The 16,804-nt window shown below is 61.1% G+C and carries 19 protein-coding genes; 17 read left to right on the forward strand and 2 right to left on the reverse strand.

Going from position 1 to position 16,804, the window contains the following annotated elements; genetic code table 11:
• Nucleotides 1-3: 3 nt before the first annotated feature.
• From CVH10_RS15325 to CVH10_RS15375, 11 genes are all read left to right on the forward strand, one after another.
• The gene (locus tag CVH10_RS15325) at nucleotides 4-495 is read left to right on the forward strand and encodes a VOC family protein (protein WP_106489151.1); all 492 of its coding nucleotides are present in this window, start codon (nucleotides 4-6) and stop codon (nucleotides 493-495) included.
• Nucleotides 496-727: 232 nt separating this feature from the next.
• The gene (locus CVH10_RS15330) at nucleotides 728-2,698 is read left to right on the forward strand and encodes a methyl-accepting chemotaxis protein (protein ID WP_369335823.1); all 1,971 of its coding nucleotides are present in this window, start codon (nucleotides 728-730) and stop codon (nucleotides 2,696-2,698) included.
• Nucleotides 2,699-2,860: 162 nt separating this feature from the next.
• Nucleotides 2,861-3,373, forward strand: a complete 513-nt coding sequence (locus CVH10_RS15335; RefSeq protein ID WP_106489152.1) for a GNAT family N-acetyltransferase — start codon at nucleotides 2,861-2,863, stop codon at nucleotides 3,371-3,373.
• A gap of 3 nt (nucleotides 3,374-3,376) precedes the next feature.
• Nucleotides 3,377-4,282 carry a LysR family transcriptional regulator gene (locus tag CVH10_RS15340; protein WP_106489153.1) on the forward strand — a complete coding sequence of 302 codons (906 nt, stop codon included), beginning with the start codon at nucleotides 3,377-3,379 and terminating at the stop codon, nucleotides 4,280-4,282.
• A gap of 159 nt (nucleotides 4,283-4,441) precedes the next feature.
• On the forward strand, nucleotides 4,442-5,839 hold the full coding sequence (locus tag CVH10_RS15345; protein WP_106489154.1) for an amidase: 1,398 nt from the start codon (nucleotides 4,442-4,444) through the stop codon (nucleotides 5,837-5,839).
• 58 nt (nucleotides 5,840-5,897) lie between these two features.
• The gene (locus CVH10_RS15350) at nucleotides 5,898-6,134 is read left to right on the forward strand and encodes a hypothetical protein (protein ID WP_035595660.1); all 237 of its coding nucleotides are present in this window, start codon (nucleotides 5,898-5,900) and stop codon (nucleotides 6,132-6,134) included.
• Complete coding sequence (locus CVH10_RS15355) at nucleotides 6,127-7,650, forward strand: sodium:solute symporter (protein WP_106489155.1); 1,524 nt, start codon at nucleotides 6,127-6,129, stop codon at nucleotides 7,648-7,650. Before CVH10_RS15350 ends, CVH10_RS15355 begins: the two co-directional genes overlap by 8 nt.
• A 514-nt stretch (nucleotides 7,651-8,164) precedes the next feature.
• Entirely contained in the window at nucleotides 8,165-9,271 is a 1,107-nt protein-coding gene (locus CVH10_RS15360) for a porin (protein WP_181244422.1), read from the forward strand.
• Nucleotides 9,272-9,516: 245 nt separating this feature from the next.
• Entirely contained in the window at nucleotides 9,517-9,864 is a 348-nt protein-coding gene (locus tag CVH10_RS15365) for a DOPA 4,5-dioxygenase family protein (protein WP_035595651.1), read from the forward strand.
• A 275-nt stretch (nucleotides 9,865-10,139) separates the two neighbouring features.
• Nucleotides 10,140-11,036 (forward strand): hypothetical protein, encoded by an 897-nt coding sequence (locus tag CVH10_RS15370; RefSeq protein ID WP_035595649.1) that lies wholly within the window; start codon nucleotides 10,140-10,142, stop codon nucleotides 11,034-11,036.
• Nucleotides 11,037-11,165: 129 nt separating this feature from the next.
• Nucleotides 11,166-11,642 carry a hypothetical protein gene (locus CVH10_RS15375; RefSeq protein WP_146142941.1) on the forward strand — a complete coding sequence of 159 codons (477 nt, stop codon included), beginning with the start codon at nucleotides 11,166-11,168 and terminating at the stop codon, nucleotides 11,640-11,642.
• A 24-nt stretch (nucleotides 11,643-11,666) separates the two neighbouring features.
• Here the strand turns inward: CVH10_RS15375 and CVH10_RS15380 are convergent, their stop codons facing one another.
• Nucleotides 11,667-12,113 carry a DCC1-like thiol-disulfide oxidoreductase family protein gene (locus tag CVH10_RS15380; protein ID WP_106489157.1) on the reverse strand — a complete coding sequence of 149 codons (447 nt, stop codon included), beginning with the start codon at nucleotides 12,111-12,113 and terminating at the stop codon, nucleotides 11,667-11,669.
• 438 nt (nucleotides 12,114-12,551) lie between these two features.
• On the opposite strand from CVH10_RS15380, the gene CVH10_RS15385 reads away from it, so the two are divergent.
• The 3 genes from CVH10_RS15385 (at nucleotide 12,552) to CVH10_RS15395 (ending at nucleotide 14,309) form a co-directional block, all read left to right on the forward strand.
• Nucleotides 12,552-13,169 (forward strand): GNAT family N-acetyltransferase, encoded by a 618-nt coding sequence (locus CVH10_RS15385; RefSeq protein WP_081945826.1) that lies wholly within the window; start codon nucleotides 12,552-12,554, stop codon nucleotides 13,167-13,169.
• A 301-nt stretch (nucleotides 13,170-13,470) separates the two neighbouring features.
• The gene (locus tag CVH10_RS15390; RefSeq protein ID WP_106489158.1) at nucleotides 13,471-13,776 is read left to right on the forward strand and encodes an NIPSNAP family protein; all 306 of its coding nucleotides are present in this window, start codon (nucleotides 13,471-13,473) and stop codon (nucleotides 13,774-13,776) included.
• Between the two features lie 56 nt (nucleotides 13,777-13,832).
• On the forward strand, nucleotides 13,833-14,309 hold the full coding sequence (locus tag CVH10_RS15395) for a DUF523 domain-containing protein (protein WP_106489159.1): 477 nt from the start codon (nucleotides 13,833-13,835) through the stop codon (nucleotides 14,307-14,309).
• Between the two features lie 3 nt (nucleotides 14,310-14,312).
• Here the strand turns inward: CVH10_RS15395 and CVH10_RS26545 are convergent, their stop codons facing one another.
• Nucleotides 14,313-14,513, reverse strand: coding sequence for a phage integrase N-terminal SAM-like domain-containing protein (locus tag CVH10_RS26545; RefSeq protein WP_369335824.1), 201 nt, complete (start codon nucleotides 14,511-14,513; stop codon nucleotides 14,313-14,315).
• A gap of 221 nt (nucleotides 14,514-14,734) precedes the next feature.
• Here CVH10_RS26545 and CVH10_RS15405 point away from each other — a divergent pair, with 221 nt between their 5' ends.
• The 3 genes from CVH10_RS15405 to CVH10_RS25355 all read left to right on the forward strand — a co-directional run bounded on the left by CVH10_RS15405 (nucleotide 14,735) and on the right by CVH10_RS25355 (nucleotide 16,673).
• Nucleotides 14,735-15,661 (forward strand): toll/interleukin-1 receptor domain-containing protein, encoded by a 927-nt coding sequence (locus tag CVH10_RS15405; RefSeq protein ID WP_106489161.1) that lies wholly within the window; start codon nucleotides 14,735-14,737, stop codon nucleotides 15,659-15,661.
• Between the two features lie 114 nt (nucleotides 15,662-15,775).
• The gene (locus CVH10_RS25350) at nucleotides 15,776-16,201 is read left to right on the forward strand and encodes a hypothetical protein (protein ID WP_146142942.1); all 426 of its coding nucleotides are present in this window, start codon (nucleotides 15,776-15,778) and stop codon (nucleotides 16,199-16,201) included.
• Between the two features lie 154 nt (nucleotides 16,202-16,355).
• On the forward strand, nucleotides 16,356-16,673 hold the full coding sequence (locus CVH10_RS25355) for a hypothetical protein (protein ID WP_146142943.1): 318 nt from the start codon (nucleotides 16,356-16,358) through the stop codon (nucleotides 16,671-16,673).
• The last annotated feature ends 131 nt before the right edge of the window (nucleotides 16,674-16,804 follow it).

Raw genomic sequence — 16,804 nt, forward strand, 5'->3', positions numbered from 1 at the left:
CCCATGAACCGTATCACTCCTTGCCTGTGGTTCGACGGACAGGCGGTCGAGGCGGCGCGCTTCTACGTCTCGGTGTTTCCGGATTCCCGCATCGAGCGGGTGCTCGAGGCGCCGGCCGATACGCCGAGCGTGCCGGCGGGCGCGGCGCTGCTGGTGGCATTCACCCTCGACGGCTCGCGCTACCTGGGGCTGAACGGCGGGCCCGACGTACCGTTCAACGAGGCGGTGTCGCTGCATGTCGACTGCGCCGACCAGGCCGAGGTGGATCACTACTGGGCGGCCCTGAGCGAGGGTGGCCAGGCGATCCAGTGCGGCTGGCTTCAGGATCGCTGGGGGCTTCGCTGGCAGGTGGTGCCGCGCAGAATGCACGAGCTGCTGCACGACCCCGACCCCCAACGGGCCCGGCGGGCCATGGAGGCGATGATGCAGATGGAAAAGCTCGTCATCGCCGACCTGGAGCGGGCCGCCGACGGCCGGGGGGCAACGGCATCCTGAGCGTGCCGATCGCAGGCAACGCGGTGTTCATCCGCGGATAGGAGCGACCACCCGATGACGGGAAAGCCGCCGAGTGCGCTCGGCGGCTTTTTTGATGTCGGTCATGGGAGCGGGGAATAAATCGATAAAGGCGAGGGCCGTCGAGTCGATAGACGAAAGTGGCAGGCTTGGCGCTGTGGGCGTTGGCCTGGCCGGGAGCGAGACTGGGTCATGACAGAAGAAGGGATCACGAATGAAATGGTTGCATCGTCTATCGCTGGGTCGAAAGTTCGCCCTGACGCTCATCGTGCCGTTGGCCGTGCTGATCACGTTCGCACTGATGGGCGGGCTGGAGCGTCAGCGCACCATGAGCGACATGTCTCGCCTCGAGACGCTCGCCGAGCTGGCCAGCCGCGCCGGGGCGCTGGTGCATCAGCTGCAGCGCGAGCGTGGCATGAGCGCCGGCTATCTGGGCAGCGAAGGCGCGAGCTTCGGCGATGCCCTTCACGAACAGCGCCGGGCCACCGATGAGCGCCTCGAGGCCTTTCGGGCGGCTTTCGCCTCGGTCGATGCCGATACCCTCGGCGAGCGTATCGGCCGGCGTTTCGGTGAGGCGCGGGATGCGTTGGGCCGGCTCGATCGCCAGCGTCGGTCGATCACCGACATGAGCGTCGACAACGCCGCGGCCCTCGGCTATTACACCGGGATCAACGACCAGCTGCTGGGCGGCGTCGCGGCACTCGCCAATACCACCGACAACGGTGAGCTGGTGCAGCGCCTGGGCGCCTTCTATGCGTTGCAGGAGGTCAAGGAGCGGGCCGGCATCGAGCGCGCGCTGCTGTCCAACGCCTTCGCCGCCGATGCCTTCACGCCGGCGCTGTATCGCCGTTATCTGAACCTGCTGGGCGAGGAGAGTGCCTTCGACGAGACCTTCCGTGCCCTGGCGCCGCCAGAGCTGGTCGCGGCGCTGGACGCACGCAACGAACGCCCCGTGGTGGCCGAGGTGATGGCGATGCGCGAGGCCGCCGTACAGCGTGGTGTCGAGGGTGGCTTCGGGCTGTCGCCGACGGCCTGGTTCGACAAGCAGACCGAGCGCATCGGCCTGCTCAACGAGGTCGTGCGCCTCGGTGCAGACGATCTGGTGACGCTCGCGGACAAGCTCGGGGGCGAGGCTCGCCGGGCCTTCGTCGGCTATGCGATCGGCGCAACCCTGGGGCTGGGCATCGCCATCGGGCTGGCGCTTCTCGTCACGCGCAGCATCGTGGTGCCCCTCAAGCGTACCCTGAGCACCATCGCCGGCAGCCAGGGCGACCTGACCCAGCGGCTGGACGTGCTGGGCAGCGACGAGCTGGCGCAGCTCAACCGGGCCTACAACGCCTCCACCGACGACATCGAGCGCATGGTGGTCAACATCAAGCGCGGCGCCGAAGGCGTCAGCACCGCCAGCGGCGAGATCGCCCAGGGCAATCAGGATCTAGCCCAGCGCACCGAGGAGCAGTCGGCGTCGATCGTCGAAACCGCCTCGAGCATGGAGCAGATCACCGCCACCGTGAGGCAGACGGCGGACTCGGCGGCCCAGGCGCGGGACCTGACCCAGCGGCTCGAAGGCGAGGCGCAGGAAGCGGGTGACGTGGCCGGGCGTACCCGCGACGCGATGGGCGAGATCAAGGACTCCAACCGGCAGGTCACCGCCATGGTCGAGGCCATCGATCAGATCGCCTTCCAGACCAACCTGCTGGCGCTCAACGCCTCGGTGGAGGCGGCGCGGGCCGGCGAGCACGGGCGCGGCTTCGCCGTGGTCGCTGACGAGGTGCGCAAGCTGGCCCAGCGCTGCGCCGAACAGGCGACCCAGATCCGGGGGCTGGTCGATACCAACGTGGCCAACATCGACCGCGGCGAGCAGCTGGTGGGCGACGCCACCGAGCGGGTCGGCGTCATCGCCCAGGGCGTGCGCCAGATCGCGCAGTTCGTGTCGGAGATCGCCAGCGCGTCTCAGGAGCAGTCGTCCGGCATCGAGCAGGTCAACCAGGCGATTTCCCAGCTCGAGGAGGTCACCCAGCGCAACGCCGCCCTCGTCGAACAGTCGGCCGCGGCCAGCAAGTCGCTTGACGATCAGGCCGAGGAGATGACGGAGCTGGTGGGGCGCTTCCGGGTGGCCGACGACGCCGGCGCCGAGCGGCTGTCGTTCCGACCTCGCCACGACGAGCCCGCCGTGCTGGCGTAAGGCGCTTCGCACCTCTTTCACGGCCCGGCGGCATCGCGATGCCGCCGGGCCGTGTCTTTCCGGGCGGGCGTCACGGTTCGCTGGCGAGTCCGGGCCAGAATCGGGATACTGAGCGGTTTCGTCGTTTTCTTCCCGTCGCTCGCCCCAAGGAGGCCCCCCGCCATGGATTCAGGCTTGTCACTCGCTCGCATCACGGTTCATTCGCCTCATGTGCCGACCCTGGCCGGCTGGGCCCACGACGAGTGGGGACACCTGCATCCCGGTCGCCGCCGTGCCGCCGCCATCGCCACCTTCCGCGCCGACTGCGGCTCGGAAGGCGTGCCCTCGGTATTTGCCGCCATGGACGGGGAGCGCCCGGTGGGCATGGCCAGCCTGGTCGTCGATGACATGGACGACCGCCGCGACCTGACCCCCTGGCTGGCCTCGGTCTATGTGCTGCCGGCGTGGCGGGGGCAGGGCATCGCCTCCGCGCTGGTGCGCCGCGTGGAAGCCGAGGCGCAGGCGCACGGCGTCGAGCGCTTCTATCTCTACACGCCGGACCAGCAGCCCCTCTATCGCCGCCTGGGCTGGGAAGACGTGGAGGATCGCGAGTACCACGGCGAGACCGTGACCATCATGCGGCGGGATCTCTCTCCGCGAGGCCCCGCGCCGTCTGCTGCCGCGCGGCCGGTCTGAGCCATGCAGTGGAGAGCGCTTCACTACTTCGACACGGTCGCCCGCTGTCGCTCGCTGCGCGAGGCTTCGGCACGGCTGCATATCGCGCCTACCGCCATCAGCCGTCAGATCGATCTGCTCGAGCACCAGCTCGGGGCGCCGCTGCTCGAGCGTGGCCCCGGGGGTATCCGCCTGACCTCGGCCGGGGAACTGCTGGCGGTGCAGGCCAGACGCACCCTGCGAGACCTGGAGCGGGTCCAGGAACAAATCGGCGATCTCAAGGGGCTGCGCACCGGACGTGTCAGTCTGCGGGTGGCCGAGGGCGTGGTGGCGGGGCTGCTGGCGCCGACGCTGGCCGACCTGGGGCAGCACTACCCGCGCTTGCGCTTCGATATCCAGATCGCCAGCGCCGGCGAGATCGTCGAAGCGCTGCGCAGCGGTGATGCCGATATCGGGCTGGCCTTCTTCCTGCCGCATCATGACGATATCCAGCCGTTTGCCAGCAGCAGTCTGAAGCACCATGTGGTGATGGCGCCGAGCCATCCGCTTGCCGGCAAGGGGGCGCTGCGCCTGGCCGAGATTGCCGAGCACCCGCTGGCGTTGCCCGACGAACACTACGGCGTGCGTCAGGCCCTGGACGAGGCCGCTCGTGACCAGGGTGTCACGCTGATGCCCACCTTCCATACCGCCTCTCTGGAGACCCAGAAGGCTCTGGCGCTGGCCGGTGCCGCGCTGCTGATTCTTCCGCCCATGGCGGTGGCGCGGGAATGCCGCGACGGCCGGCTGGCGAGCGTGCCACTGGCGCCGGGCGAACTGTCGCGCACCCGTCTCGACCTTTGCCTGCATCGGCATCGTCAGCGCAGTTTCGCCACCGAGGCCTGCCTGGGGCTGCTGGCCTCGGCGCTTCAGGGACTGGGGGATCAGGACTGATCCGTGACGCAGGCTGAAGAGGGCAGTGGCCGGCCTGGGGGCGGGCAGGGTGCACACAAAAAGTGGACGCCCTGGCGTCATCATTGTGATGGCTGTTGACACGGGAACGCGCCAGTCTGAGGACATCCACAACATCAACAACAATCATGGAAAGCCCTCATGACCGATCCCCATCAGATGACCGCCACCCAGCTGCTGGCCGCCTATCGTGACAAGCGCCTGTCGCCGCTGGATGCCGCCGAGGCCCTGGTCCAGCACGTCGAGCGCTGGGAGTCGCACCTCAATGCGCTCTATGATTTCCGTCCGCAGGCGTTGCTGGCGTCAGCGCAGGCCGCCAGCGAACGCTGGGCGCGAGGCGAGCCGCGCGGCACGCTGGACGGCGTGCCGGTCACGCTCAAGGAGCTGATCGCCACCCGTGGTCAGCCGGTGCCCGGCGGCACCGGGCTCGGCGACCAGTCTCCGGCCGCCGACGATGCGCCGCCGGCGGCACGCCTCGCCGAGGACGGGGCGGTCCTGCTGGGCAAGACGACGTGTCCCGATTTCGGCATGCTCTCCTCGGGGCTGTCCTCGTTCCATGGCCTGACCCGCAATCCCTGGCGGCTCGAGTGCAATACCGGCGGTTCGAGCTCCGGCGCCGGAGCGGCCGCCGCCGCCGGCTACGGCCCGCTGCATGTGGGCACCGACATCGGTGGCTCGGTACGCCTGCCCGCGGCCTGGTGCGGCACCGTCGGCTTCAAGCCGACGCTGGGGCGGATTCCCATCGACCCTTACTACGTGGGCCGCTGTGCCGGCCCGATGACGCGTAGCGTCGACGACGCCGCGCTGATGATGACCGCTCTGTCACGCACCGACCGCCGCGACGCTACCCGCCTGCCGCCGGAGGACATCGACTGGAGCGACCTCGATCTGGACGTGTCGGGGCTGCGCATCGGCGTGATGATGGAGGCCGGCTGCGGCCTGCCGCTGGACGACGACATCGCTGCCGCCGTGGAGAGCGCCGCCGCCCGGCTCGAGACCGCAGGGGCCACGCTGGTGCCGATGGCGCCGGTGATGACGCGCGAGATGCTCGATGGCCTGGATCGCTTCTGGCGGGTGCGTCAGTGGAATGCCCTGTCGGCGCTGTCGAACGAGCAGCGTGAACGCGTGCTGCCGGCGATCCTCGCCTGGGCCGACGATGGCGGGCGGATCGGCGGCGTGGAAGCGGTGCGCGGTTTCGAGCAGACCCTGGCCATGCGTCGTGCCACCGAGGCGGTGTTCGACGACGTCGACGCGGTGATCTCGCCGACCACGCCCAACGTCGCCTTCCCCGCGGACTGGCCATCGCCCACCAACGATCCGCGTCGCCCCTTCGAGCACATCGTCTATACCGTGCCGTGGAACATGGGCGAGCAGCCGGCGCTGTCGCTCAACGCCGGTTTTTCCCGCGATGGCATGCCGTTAGGCGTGCAGCTGATCGGCCCGCGGCTGGCCGACCACTTCGTGCTGAAGCTGGCCAAGGTGCTGGAGACCCGTCTGGCGCTTGCGCCGAGCTGGCCTTCTCCCCCCGCGGCGCAGTAAGGTCCGCGTCCATCGTTCAGGCATTGCCTCACATCGTCATCGTGGGAGAGTTCTTGTCATGTCATCTCGTCTCGTCGTCCTGCCCACCAGCCGCGCCGGCTGGGGGCTGCTCATCGCTTTCGTCGCCCTGGTCGCCGCGGGCATCTGGCCGGTGATCGGCTGGGTGAATCGTGCCGTGCTGGTCCTCGGCCTGCCGCTGCTGGTGGTCTGGAGCTATGTGGTGATCTTTGCCTGCTTCGCCGTGATGCTGATCGCCAATCGCGTCCTCGAACGCAAGGAGGGGGAGCATGACTAGTTCCTGGCCGCTTCTCATCACCCTGGCCTACGTGGCCATCGCCATGGTCATCGGCCTGCGCGCCCGGGCCGGGCGACGCATGAACAGCCTCGAGGAATGGGGCGTGGCCGGGCGCAGCATGGGCCCGGTGACGCTGTACCTGCTGATCGCCGCCGGCAGCGTGAGCGCCTACACCTTCATGGGCGCGCCGGGCTGGGCCTATTCCAAGGGTGTGCCGGTGTTCTACGTGGCCGTCTATCTGGCCTACCTGGCGCTGGTCGCCTGGTACTTCGGCCCCAAGGTGTGGCAGTTCGGTGAGCGCTTCGGCCATGTCACCCAGGCCAGCGCCATCGCCGACCGCTACCAGAGCCCGCTGCTGGGGGCGCTGGCGGCGCTGGTGATGTCGATCGGCTCGGTGGCCTACGCGGTGCTGCAGACCATCGGTTCCGCCTACATCCTCAACGTGATGAGTGGCGGGGCGATCCCGATATGGCTGGCGGTGCCGCTGGTGCTGGCCTGCATCGCCGTCTACCTGTTCGTCAGTGGCCAGCGTGCCATCGGCCGTACCAACGCCTTCCAGGGCGTGCTGATGCTGGTGGTGGCCTGGGCGGTGGGGCTGTGGGCGCTGCACGGTGCCACCGGCGGGCTCGACGTCGGTGCGCTGTTCGGCCGGCTCCAGGCCGAGCACGGCGACTTCCTGACCCTGCCCGGCGGCGGTGGCGACATGAGCTTCAGCTTCTGGACCACCTCGATCATCGTCTCGATGTTCTCCTTCATGCCGCCGGTGTGGACCCAGTGGATGAGCGCGTCGTCCGCACGCACCATCCGCCGCAGTGCCACCTGGCTGCCGACCTACTACGTGGTGATCCTGCCGATGGTGGTGGTGGGCTTCATCGGCATCTTCGCGCTGCCCGACCTGGCGCGTAGCGACACCGTGGTCCTCGAATATGCCATGCAGTTCCTGCCGGTATGGCTGGTGGGGCTGCTCGGTGCCGGCACCCTGGCCGCGTCGATGTCCTCCAGCGAGCCGTTCATCCACTCGGTGGCGCTGTCCTGGAGCAAGGACGTCGTGCAGCCGCTGCTGGGGCTCTCCGATGCGTTCACCGGCAAGCTGGCGCGCTGGATGATCGTGCCGCTGATGGCCCTGGTGATCGCACCGCTGGCGATCGCCGAGCCGGGCAGCCTGGTGATGATCCTGCTGGTGGGGCTGGGCTTCGCCACCCAGGTGCTGCCGGCCTTCATCGGCATGTTCCTGTGGCCGCGCGCCTCGAAGTGGGGCGTGATGGCGGGCATCGTCAGCGGCTTTGTGGTGACCGTGGCCTTCACCACCGTGTGGAAGCATCCGCTGGGCATCCACGCCGGCTTCTGGGGGCTGATGCTCAACCTGCCGACGTTCGTCGCGGTGTCGCTGCTTACCCGGCCGGCGCCGAGCGAGGTGATGGAGCGCTTCTTCCGCATCGCCGCGCCGAACGGCCTGACCCGGCTGGGCGGTCGCGAGCAGGGCGGCCGTGTTCTCGGCCGAGAGATATCGTCATGATCCCCGCTGCCGGCCATCCCTCGGCGCTCGAGCAGCGGGCCCGGGTGAACGCGGTGATCCGCACCCTCCTGGCCGGCCCTGGCTAGCGGTCCTGCGAGCGCCTCGTCCCCGCGTCAGCGGGGGCCGGGCTGCCTGTGTCGTTGTCTGACATCCCGCGCCTTTCCTCCATCTTTCTCCCACCTCTCATTTTTCTGCTGTTTCGCGGCATTTGCCTTCCTTTTGCTTCTTTTTTCTGCCCTGGCCACTTTGGCGGGGCGCAACGTCGTGCTCGATGCTACTGGCGTGATTCGATGCCGAAAAATAAATTAACTCGCTTACATTATGGATAGCAAATATTCGCTGGTTTACTATTTGGTCTGGCGTATTCGTTCATGCCGATTTAGCTCAGTGGTGATGACCGATCCCGAATTCGCCGCGTTTTGCTTTCTCAATCGTCAATGTCGAGCCCAGGCTCGCAGTTACCAACAGGATCAGAATGATGTCGTTCAAGCGTAAACATGCCGTCACGGGTCTCATGCTCGCTGGAGTCATGGCCGGCCACGCCTCGCTGGCCCAGGCCGAGGTCACGGTGATCGAAGGCAACCCCGGCGGCGCGGGCTTCTGGGACCCGCTGGAGGTTCAGATCGGTGGCAGCATTCGCGCCCAGTACTTCAATGAGATGGGCAGCCAGGATGACGGCAGCTACAAGCACAACGTCTACGACGGCGGCAGTCGCCTGCGTTTCTCGGCCGACTACGCCGTCAACGACGACCTGACGCTGCTGGGCTACTTCGAGCCGGGCTTCGACCTGATGCACGTGCTGCGCCTGCACGGCCAGTACGACCGAGACGGCCGCCGCACTTCCCGGCGTCAGGCCTATTTCGGCGTCGAGAGCCAGCGTTACGGCACTCTGACCCTGGGTAAGCAGAACAGCGTCTACTACGACGTGGTCGGCGCCAAGACCGACGTCTGGGATAACGACATGCAGGCCCAGGCGCCGGGCGTCGGTCTGGACGGCGACTACGATGGCTCCTATCGCGCGCGTCGCAGCGCCAAGTATCGCTACGATGTCGGCCCCGCCTCGCTCTACGTCGGCGCGCTGTTCCAGGACGAGGACCTGCACGTCAGCAACGGCATCGACTACCGTCGCAACGGCGGCGGTGCCCTGGGCCTCGACTATCGGCTGACGCCGGACCTGGTGCTCAGCGCGGCCTACAGCAACACCGGCGCCACGGTGCATGGCCAGGGCAGCGAACACTATCGTCAGGAAAACAGCGGCGCCGCGATCACCTGGACGCCGAATCAGTGGTACCTCTCGGTGGGCGGCGGCTACTATCGCAACTTCGTGCCGTACATGACCGGCTATACCGACCGGTTCTTCCGCGGCGATGCCGCCGGTGTGGAGTATGTCGCCAAGTACGCGATCCCGCTGGACACTGCCGTGGTGAAGGAAGTGACTCCCTACGTCGCCGGCGACCGCCTGGAGATGCGCAACGGCAGCGACGATCACTACGATCACCAGTACGTGGGCGTTTCGACCCGGCTGCCGCACGGCTTCCAGGTCGACCTGGAGCACACCTTCGCCGATACCTCGGATGACCAGGCCGACGCCACCCTGGCCCGCGTGCGCTACGACTTCTGATCCATTTCCCGCCCTCGATCTTCCCCCGGTCGCCGTCAGCGGCATCCCCGGCCGGGGGAGCTCCCATCAGGCCCTGCTCACGCGGCCACTCCGCCTTGGCTGGCGTCTCCAGGCCGGCAGCATGACGGAACATCGCCTACCGTTCATACGAGGGGCAATGTCGGCTGCGGCTCACCGCTTCATGCCGTCATGGATCAGTGGTAGCGTTAAGATGTAAAGAAAAATTGCCGATAAGCGAGGCTGAGATGAACGAACCGAAGCGCCCGGTGAATATTCACAAGGGCTACCATGCTCACGTCTACTTCGATGAAGAGACGGTGGACTTCGCATCCCGCCTTTGCGCGGAAGCGGGGGAGACATTCGGCCTGAAGGTCGGGCGCGTGCACCAGAAGCTGGTCGGGCCGCACACCAGGTGGAGCTGTCAGATCACGTTCAGCCACAAGTCCTTCGACGCGTTCATTCCCTGGCTGGATGAACACCGCGGCAACCTGAGCGTGCTCGTTCACGCGCTGACAGGAGACGACTACGAGGACCATACGACCTATGCCTATTGGCTGGGGGATAGCGTGGAGATCAACCTGGACGGCCTCTAAACCGGAGGAGTCGCCCTGATCAGCCGCAGAACATGCCGCGGGCCGACTGGCCGGCGGCATTTTCGTGAACCAGTGCGACCGGCCAGTCGTGCGCCGCACGCATCGGTACCTCGCGCGCCACCGCCTGGAGACCTCAGGTTTCCTGCATGTGGTCGATTTCCTACAGGCTTGTCAGCGATAGCGCATTAAGAATGATGAAGTTTCTGTTAGTTTGGCCGGCCGCTTAGCCAAGACAAAGCGGTATCTATTCGAATCGAGTTAAAGGAAGTTCAAGGATGAACGAGCAGCACGATGCCTTTTCACATGAGTCGACGGCGATCAGCGTGCGCAAAATCAAGTCAGGCCCGCCGCTGAGCTGGATCGTGGACGCGTTTCGGCTGGTTCGAGCGCACTGGAGGACGATCATTCCCGCCTACTTGATCGTGGTCGTGGTCTCCACGCTGCTCCAGGTCGTGGTCGGATCGCTTCAGCCGTACCATATCGGCATCGGAACGATGGTTGTCCTGGTGGTGGTGACTTTCCTTGCCGCCTTGTTGCAATCGGGCATGATGGCCGTCTTCCACGGGGCGGCCGAGAACCGTCCTCGGGTAAGTGACGTGTTTCGTGGCTTCAAGGGAAGCAACCTCCTGGGCATGTTCCTGCTGTTCGTCAGTGCGCTGGTGATCTTCGCGGCCTTCGCGCTGGCGATGTTCCTGCTGATGAAGCTCTTCGGGGGGAGCTCCATGATGGGTGCCATGAACTCGTATGGCAGCCCTTATGGCTACTCCTACACCCGCATGATGGCGGAGATGATGGGCGGTTCGTCGCTGGTGGTCCTCTTCTTCCTGGCCGGGGCCCTCATGGTGACGGCATTGCTCTTCTACGCGGTGCCGCAGATCATCGTGTCCGGCGAAAGCGTTTTTTCCGCATTGAAGAACAGCTTCCGGGCCACCTTCAAGAACCTTCTCCTGCTGCTGGTCTTCGGCGTTAACGCCGCAACGCTCTATGCTCTATTGCTGCTGGTTTCCATGGCCGGCGCCGCCCTCACCACCTCGATGGCCTTGATCGTCGTCGTCATGGTGGTAGTGATCTCGGCGTTCTTGCTGATCTTCAACGGGGCCTATTACCTCTCTTTCCGCGAGGTGCTGCTGGCCCGCCCGGACGGTGTCGGCATGAAGGTGGAGAACGCTTAAGCTAGATGGCGTGCCGCGCACCCGCGAAAGCCGTGCATCACGATGCGCGGCTTTTTGGTGGATGGATCAGGCGCTCGAAGCTTCCAGGGAGCCGAAATGATATCTGGGGGGTATTCCAACGGGGAGATCTTGAAACGAGGTCTCATCCCGGCATTGATGCTGTGCGGCACCGCTGCCGTGGCGGATGAGCTGGCTGAGGTCAACGGCGAGTGGCTCCATCGGCATGAGGCGGAGATCGTCGATCTTCTGCAGCACGACGAGACCTCCGTCGTGCCGGTCATCAACCTGCTCGGCAACACCTGGGCGGTGCGGGATGGCGCCCTGGGCGGCGAGGTATCCCCGTACATCGCCGAGGCCCTGGTGCATCAGCCGGAGAGCATGCTGGCCTGGTTCGCCGCGCATCGCCCCGAGCTGGACGCCTGGCTGGCGCGTGTCCCCGATAGCCTGTTCACGAATTACAGCGGCCGCTCGGCCTACGCCGAGTATCTGGCCGATCTGAAAGCCCGGCTTCTGGCGTCCCTCGAGGGCTATCGGGGAGAGCATCAGGCCGAGGCCGCACGCATCGCAGATGTGATCGCCGTCGTCGAGGTGAGAGAGATCCGGTAGCGGGACATCACGACCCGCCGTCGCCTAGCGGCGCAGATTGTCGATGGGCGGGATGCGGCACAGCCGCAGCAGGGCGTTGCGACAGGCCTTGAGCCAGGGGTAGAGGCGGGCGGCTCGCCCGCGGCTGGCAAACAGGCGATACATCAGCCGGTTGAACACGCCGCTGCGGGTGCCGAGCAGGGTAAGGCGATGCAGGGCCTCGCTGCCGTGATACCAGCGCTCGCCGATCTGCAGGGCGAAGCCCTGGTCGAGGTCGATGCCCTTGGCGCTGAGCTCGCGGCGCGCCTCGCTCTCCTGGCGCCCGTCGATCAACTCGAGCTCGCCCACGTCGCGGCGGATACGCTGCCAGCGCACGTAGCGCCGACACATCGGGCAGTCGCCGTCGTAGACCAGCCTCAGCCGACGGCTCTTTACCTCGTCGTGCTCGGGCCTGGAGTCGACGGATTCCTGATGATCGCTCGGTTGTGACATGCCGTGGCTCTCTCCGTGCGGGGTGTTTCCTAGCCTACCCGTGCCTCGAACCCCTGCAAACCCGCACGTTTATGCACCATTCGGCACACTTCAAGACGCGCCTTTTGCAGCCGATATCCCCTTAGAATAGGATCGGCTAATAAGGCCGCAAAAGACGGCCACACAAGGGACGCAGGGGCTACCGCATCAGACGGCTGGAGTGCCGTGGTTGATGCTGGTCGGTCAGGCGGTAGCGTGCCTGAGCTTGACGAAGCCGTGGCTATCCCAAGGGGCTTGTTATCCCCGCGAAGCCGTTTCCCTGCACATGAGGGCAGATCCGGGTGGTCTCGACGCTCTTGTGGCCCGGCAGTTCCTGGACCGTGCGGATACCCGTGCCCCGGTTCAGTACCTTTCAGGTTGATTGTTTTTAATCAATGCCAATGAAAAATAAGGTTATAAATGACGCATATTCACTACCGTAAAGCAGTCGGGCATGATTTTGATACGATTGCCGACATGTTTGCCGCCAATATGGACCTTAGTGTGTTCACTTCGGTGACAGACACGGACGCTCTTAAACACCTGGCAACCGTTCTTGCGGCCGGGGATTTCATGCGTAGCACTTTTACTGAGATAGCAGAACATGACGGAGAAATGTGCGGAGTCATACTGGGCTCAACAAGGATGACTCGGGAGAAAGCTGTCACGTTTGACTACCCAGGGATTGTCAAGAAAGCCAAGGCAGCGTTAAAAGAAACTGCTGAAGGGCAGCAGGTGCTTAGAGACCTGAAGCAACAGCAAGCGTCATTCGGCCAAATGCCTGAGCATGATTTCGACAGTGAACTGCTGTTTTTTTGTGTTGACAAAAGCTACCGTCGTCACCAGATTGGTAAAACCTTGGTTAATGCATTTGAAAATTACTTATCAAGCATGGGCGCAAAAGGTTATTTTCTGTACTCTGACAGTAAGTGTAGCTACCAGTACTACGAGAATAACGGCTATCGACGCATTGATACGAGTGTCAATGGCCTTGACCCACAGGTGGAACACTACACCTACACTAAAGCACTCGTCTAGACTCTGAGGTTGAGTGTGGATGGTAACAGGAGAGCTCCGCTATATATCCTGTTTGGGAAGATTTTTTCTATATCCAAAGGAAGTCAGGCATATAGTTTATATTGCAGCTAACGCTCACCCCTCTCAACTGGCGAGTTTGGCTGAAAATTCTGAGTACACCGCCGAACCGAATCGGTGTAACGTTACGTGAGCCTGCCCCGAGTCGACCGGCTTGGGGCAGGCCTTTACTGGATAATGTCGCCATCGCGTCCGATGGGCGAGTGATGCTGGGGGTGTCCCCATTTCAAAAGGAATTGAGCAAATGATCACCTGCTCCGTGAGATATGTGATTGACCCGAAGAAGGCAGGGGAGTTTGAGGAATATGCCAGGATGTGGATTCCGCTGGTCGAGAAGTTTGGCGGCCAACACCACGGCTATTTCTTGCCCTCCGAAGGCGCTAACAATATCGCCATGGCCTTGTTCTCGTTCGAGAGCTTGTCGGCATATGAAGAATACCGGCATAAGTCCCTGGAAGACCCTGAATGTATCAAGGCATTTGAATTTGCGGACAAGGTCGACTGTATTGTCAGCTATGAGAGAAGCCTTTTCAGGCCGGTGCTTGGTTAGGAAAGCTGGGGTGAGTACAAGATTGGCTTGAGGATGTTGGTGTGAGGAAAGTATTGATGAGTGCCTGCCTTTTAGGAAAAAGGGTTCGGTACGACGGTGGAAGTCTTTCGATGGATGACCAGCTCATAGCGCAGTGGAGAAATGAAGGCCGCATTGTTTCGGTCTGCCCCGAGGTTGAGTCAGGAATGAGCATTCCAAGAGAACCTGCGGAGATTGTCGAAGGAAACGGGGTTGATGTCTTAGCTGGCGAAGCCGATGTCGTTGAAAAGGGCGGAGGAGTTGTTACCGAAGATTTTGTTTCCGGGGCCACGATCGCTCTGGAGCTGTGCCAGCGATTCGATATCGAAATAGCGATACTGGCGGAGGGTAGTCCCTCATGTGGTAGCACATTCATCTATGACGGCAGCTTTTCAGGTAATCGCATCGCCGGTATGGGCGTTACTTCAGCATTGCTACGTCGGCATGGCGTTCAGGTGTTTAGTCAGCATCAGATAGAAGAGGCTGGCAGGACCATCGATGCGTTAAACGAGTAATGGTTAATTAATGGTCGGTCCTGTCCCGGTTTTCCCATGCATCTCGGGGGCTCTCGTACCCGTCGGGTGCCGTATTCCATGAAAGCGGATGAAGAAACGGATCCAGTAGCAGTAGGTCTTCTCGGTCCGCAGGCTGTAACGTTTCACCCGCAGGGTGGCCTTCACGCGATCCATCAGCTTTGGCGGCTTGCTGTGCGTATCCATGGTAGCCCTCTCTTGCATGGATATATATACAGTATCATTGGTGCCGGCAAAACGCGCAAGCACGCGAATCCTGCATAGGAAGCCGAGCTTTTCTTAGCTTTATGTGATATCAATGAGTTAGGTGTGAAATGGCGGGCTTGATAACAATGTTGAACGGGTCGGCGCGTTCATCCAATATCAGAGCGTTCCACCTAATCACTGTTATGTGAAAAGGGAAAATTATGAGTTCAGTTCCAAGATGTTTCATTTCGTACTCACATGATAATGAAAATCACAAAGAATGGGTGTTAAACCTAGCTACTAGGTTAGTAAAGAATGGAGTTGATGTAATTCTTGACCAATGGGATCTGAGACTTGGTGGCGATTTACCTTCGTTTATGGAAAGTGGGTTAACTGACGTAGATCGAGTGATTTGTGTCTGCTCTGAAAATTATGTTACTAAGGCGAATTCAGGTGTTGGTGGAGTGGGTTATGAAAAAATGATTTTAACAGCAGAGTTAATGAGCAATATAAACTCTGAAAAAGTTATTCCGCTTATTCGAAACAATCAGGCAAGTAAAGTAACTCCCACATTTCTTCAGGCTAAGCGTTATATAGACTTTCGAGATGAAGTTACTTATGAAGATTCATACTCTTCTTTAATCAAGGAAATCCATGGGGAGAGCATAAAAGCTCGTCCAGCTCTAGGTAAAAACCCATTCGAAACATCAAAAAGTCCAATTGCGACTGCTATTGAGAGCAGTTCAAGTCAATATGTGATGCCAAGTTTAAATGGCAAAGTCAACTTTGATTACGATAATCACAACGGTAGCTTCACAATTGGCTCTGGAAGTATGCTGTTCGAGTTGAAATTTTCTGGTGCAAGTAATAACTCGATACACGTATACAACGATCCTGGAAGTATAGAGGGCATTGCTTTAGCTTACGGAGCAAATGATTTTAAAGATATAACAGATGCTTCAAAGTTTGATTACACATCTAGAACTAGAACTCCAAAGACTGGAGAGTTGGTTACTCTGGTCAACCGACATGGCTTCTTTGCTGCAATCAAGCTTGTTGATATTAAAGCGAGAAGCCATGGAGCAGATAGATCGTTGGTTTCATTCGAATATAGAATCAACCAGAGTAAAGAAGCTACATTCGAGTAATTTCACATAACAAAGCGTTTAAGAGTGATTCCTCACGCTTGGCAGTTTCGCTTCGCTCAAGTATAGCCAAGCGTGCATCACACCTTAACGCGGCGTTATATTTTTAAGGAAAGTATGAATACTCCAAAGTTTAGTCAATGGGTCAAATTTACCCACTACAAAGAACTCGACGGTTTGAGTTTTCCAGGAGTATATGCTCTGGCTCACTTTTCAAGTCCGCCTGAAAAAGATAGTAGTATACACGCAAGCCATACTATCTATATTGGTGAAACTACTAGCCAGAAGTTGTCAAATCGCCTATATCAATTCGGCCGTTCAGCTTTTCAAAAGAAAAATGGTCATAGTGGTGGACATACATATTCAAGAGTATTCTTGGATAACAAGCCCTTAAATGAAGTGCCTGATAACTTGTATGTTGCCGTATTACCAGTGGATAAGCCGCCTAAAGAAAGTAAGGCGTATATTAAACTTGTTGAAAGGTTAGCTATTTGGGAGTTTTTCCAAAAAAAACGTGATTATCCATCGTGCAATACGGCATAAATATAACAAACGCTTCAAGACGGATTCGCAACGCTCGGCGGTTTTGGTTTGAATCGGTTTTTGTGTTTAAGGTGAAATAATTGAGTGTTGTGGTAGCGTTGCTCACCACTTAAGCGGGCGTTAGCCCTTCACTGAGCGAAAAGATGGGGTTGCCATGCTTGAATTGTTGAAATTCGTTCTTGAGAAGTTAGATTTCGTCAAGCTCGCAGGAGCAATCCGCCGGCAGCGTAATAGAAAGGCTGCGGCACAACTTTATTCGGTGTTGATACAAGCATACGAAATTCTTGAGGTCTACCGAGTGCTGCTTGATCAGTTATCAGAAGTTTTAAAAGATCGAGAAGTAAGCGATAAACAGCACCGTTATTATCTAAATACGAGAAGGGTGGGGTCATTGTTGAAGCGGCAGGCGTCGAATCTTGGGGTTCTCGACTTGCTGATTCGTGACCTAAGGGATGAACTACGTGTACAGTGATGGTGTTCGCCTGACACATGCCCCCGTGGGCTCCCTATAGTTAAGCAGTGTTTTCTGCCGTTTTCCTGGGCTCCTTCTTTGCCCCCTTGGGGAGTCCTTTCTTGAAGACGGCATAGGGCGTCGTCCCCTTC

The organism is Halomonas sp. ND22Bw, assembly GCF_003011945.1.
In the GTDB taxonomy this organism is placed as follows: domain Bacteria; phylum Pseudomonadota; class Gammaproteobacteria; order Pseudomonadales; family Halomonadaceae; genus Halomonas; species Halomonas halophila.

Bases quoted from the DNA above. Each gene is read 5' to 3' on its own strand.
- CVH10_RS15330 (WP_369335823.1), top strand. From the start codon at position 728: ATGAAATGGTTGCATCGTCTATCGCTGGGTCGAAAGTTCGCCCTGACG.
- CVH10_RS15380 (WP_106489157.1), bottom strand. From the start codon at position 12,113: ATGTCACAACCGAGCGATCATCAGGAATCCGTCGACTCCAGGCCCGAG.
- CVH10_RS15350 (WP_035595660.1), top strand. From the start codon at position 5,898: ATGTCATCTCGTCTCGTCGTCCTGCCCACCAGCCGCGCCGGCTGGGGG.
- CVH10_RS15405 (WP_106489161.1), top strand. From the start codon at position 14,735: ATGAGTTCAGTTCCAAGATGTTTCATTTCGTACTCACATGATAATGAA.
- CVH10_RS15370 (WP_035595649.1), top strand. From the start codon at position 10,140: ATGAACGAGCAGCACGATGCCTTTTCACATGAGTCGACGGCGATCAGC.
- CVH10_RS15390 (WP_106489158.1), top strand. From the start codon at position 13,471: ATGATCACCTGCTCCGTGAGATATGTGATTGACCCGAAGAAGGCAGGG.
- CVH10_RS15335 (WP_106489152.1), top strand. From the start codon at position 2,861: ATGGATTCAGGCTTGTCACTCGCTCGCATCACGGTTCATTCGCCTCAT.
- CVH10_RS15345 (WP_106489154.1), top strand. From the start codon at position 4,442: ATGACCGATCCCCATCAGATGACCGCCACCCAGCTGCTGGCCGCCTAT.
- CVH10_RS15325 (WP_106489151.1), top strand. From the start codon at position 4: ATGAACCGTATCACTCCTTGCCTGTGGTTCGACGGACAGGCGGTCGAG.
- CVH10_RS15395 (WP_106489159.1), top strand. From the start codon at position 13,833: ATGAGTGCCTGCCTTTTAGGAAAAAGGGTTCGGTACGACGGTGGAAGT.
- CVH10_RS26545 (WP_369335824.1), bottom strand. From the start codon at position 14,513: ATGGATACGCACAGCAAGCCGCCAAAGCTGATGGATCGCGTGAAGGCC.
- CVH10_RS15355 (WP_106489155.1), top strand. From the start codon at position 6,127: ATGACTAGTTCCTGGCCGCTTCTCATCACCCTGGCCTACGTGGCCATC.
- CVH10_RS25355 (WP_146142943.1), top strand. From the start codon at position 16,356: ATGCTTGAATTGTTGAAATTCGTTCTTGAGAAGTTAGATTTCGTCAAG.
- CVH10_RS15340 (WP_106489153.1), top strand. From the start codon at position 3,377: ATGCAGTGGAGAGCGCTTCACTACTTCGACACGGTCGCCCGCTGTCGC.
- CVH10_RS15385 (WP_081945826.1), top strand. From the start codon at position 12,552: ATGACGCATATTCACTACCGTAAAGCAGTCGGGCATGATTTTGATACG.
- CVH10_RS15365 (WP_035595651.1), top strand. From the start codon at position 9,517: ATGAACGAACCGAAGCGCCCGGTGAATATTCACAAGGGCTACCATGCT.
- CVH10_RS15360 (WP_181244422.1), top strand. From the start codon at position 8,165: ATGCTCGCTGGAGTCATGGCCGGCCACGCCTCGCTGGCCCAGGCCGAG.
- CVH10_RS25350 (WP_146142942.1), top strand. From the start codon at position 15,776: ATGAATACTCCAAAGTTTAGTCAATGGGTCAAATTTACCCACTACAAA.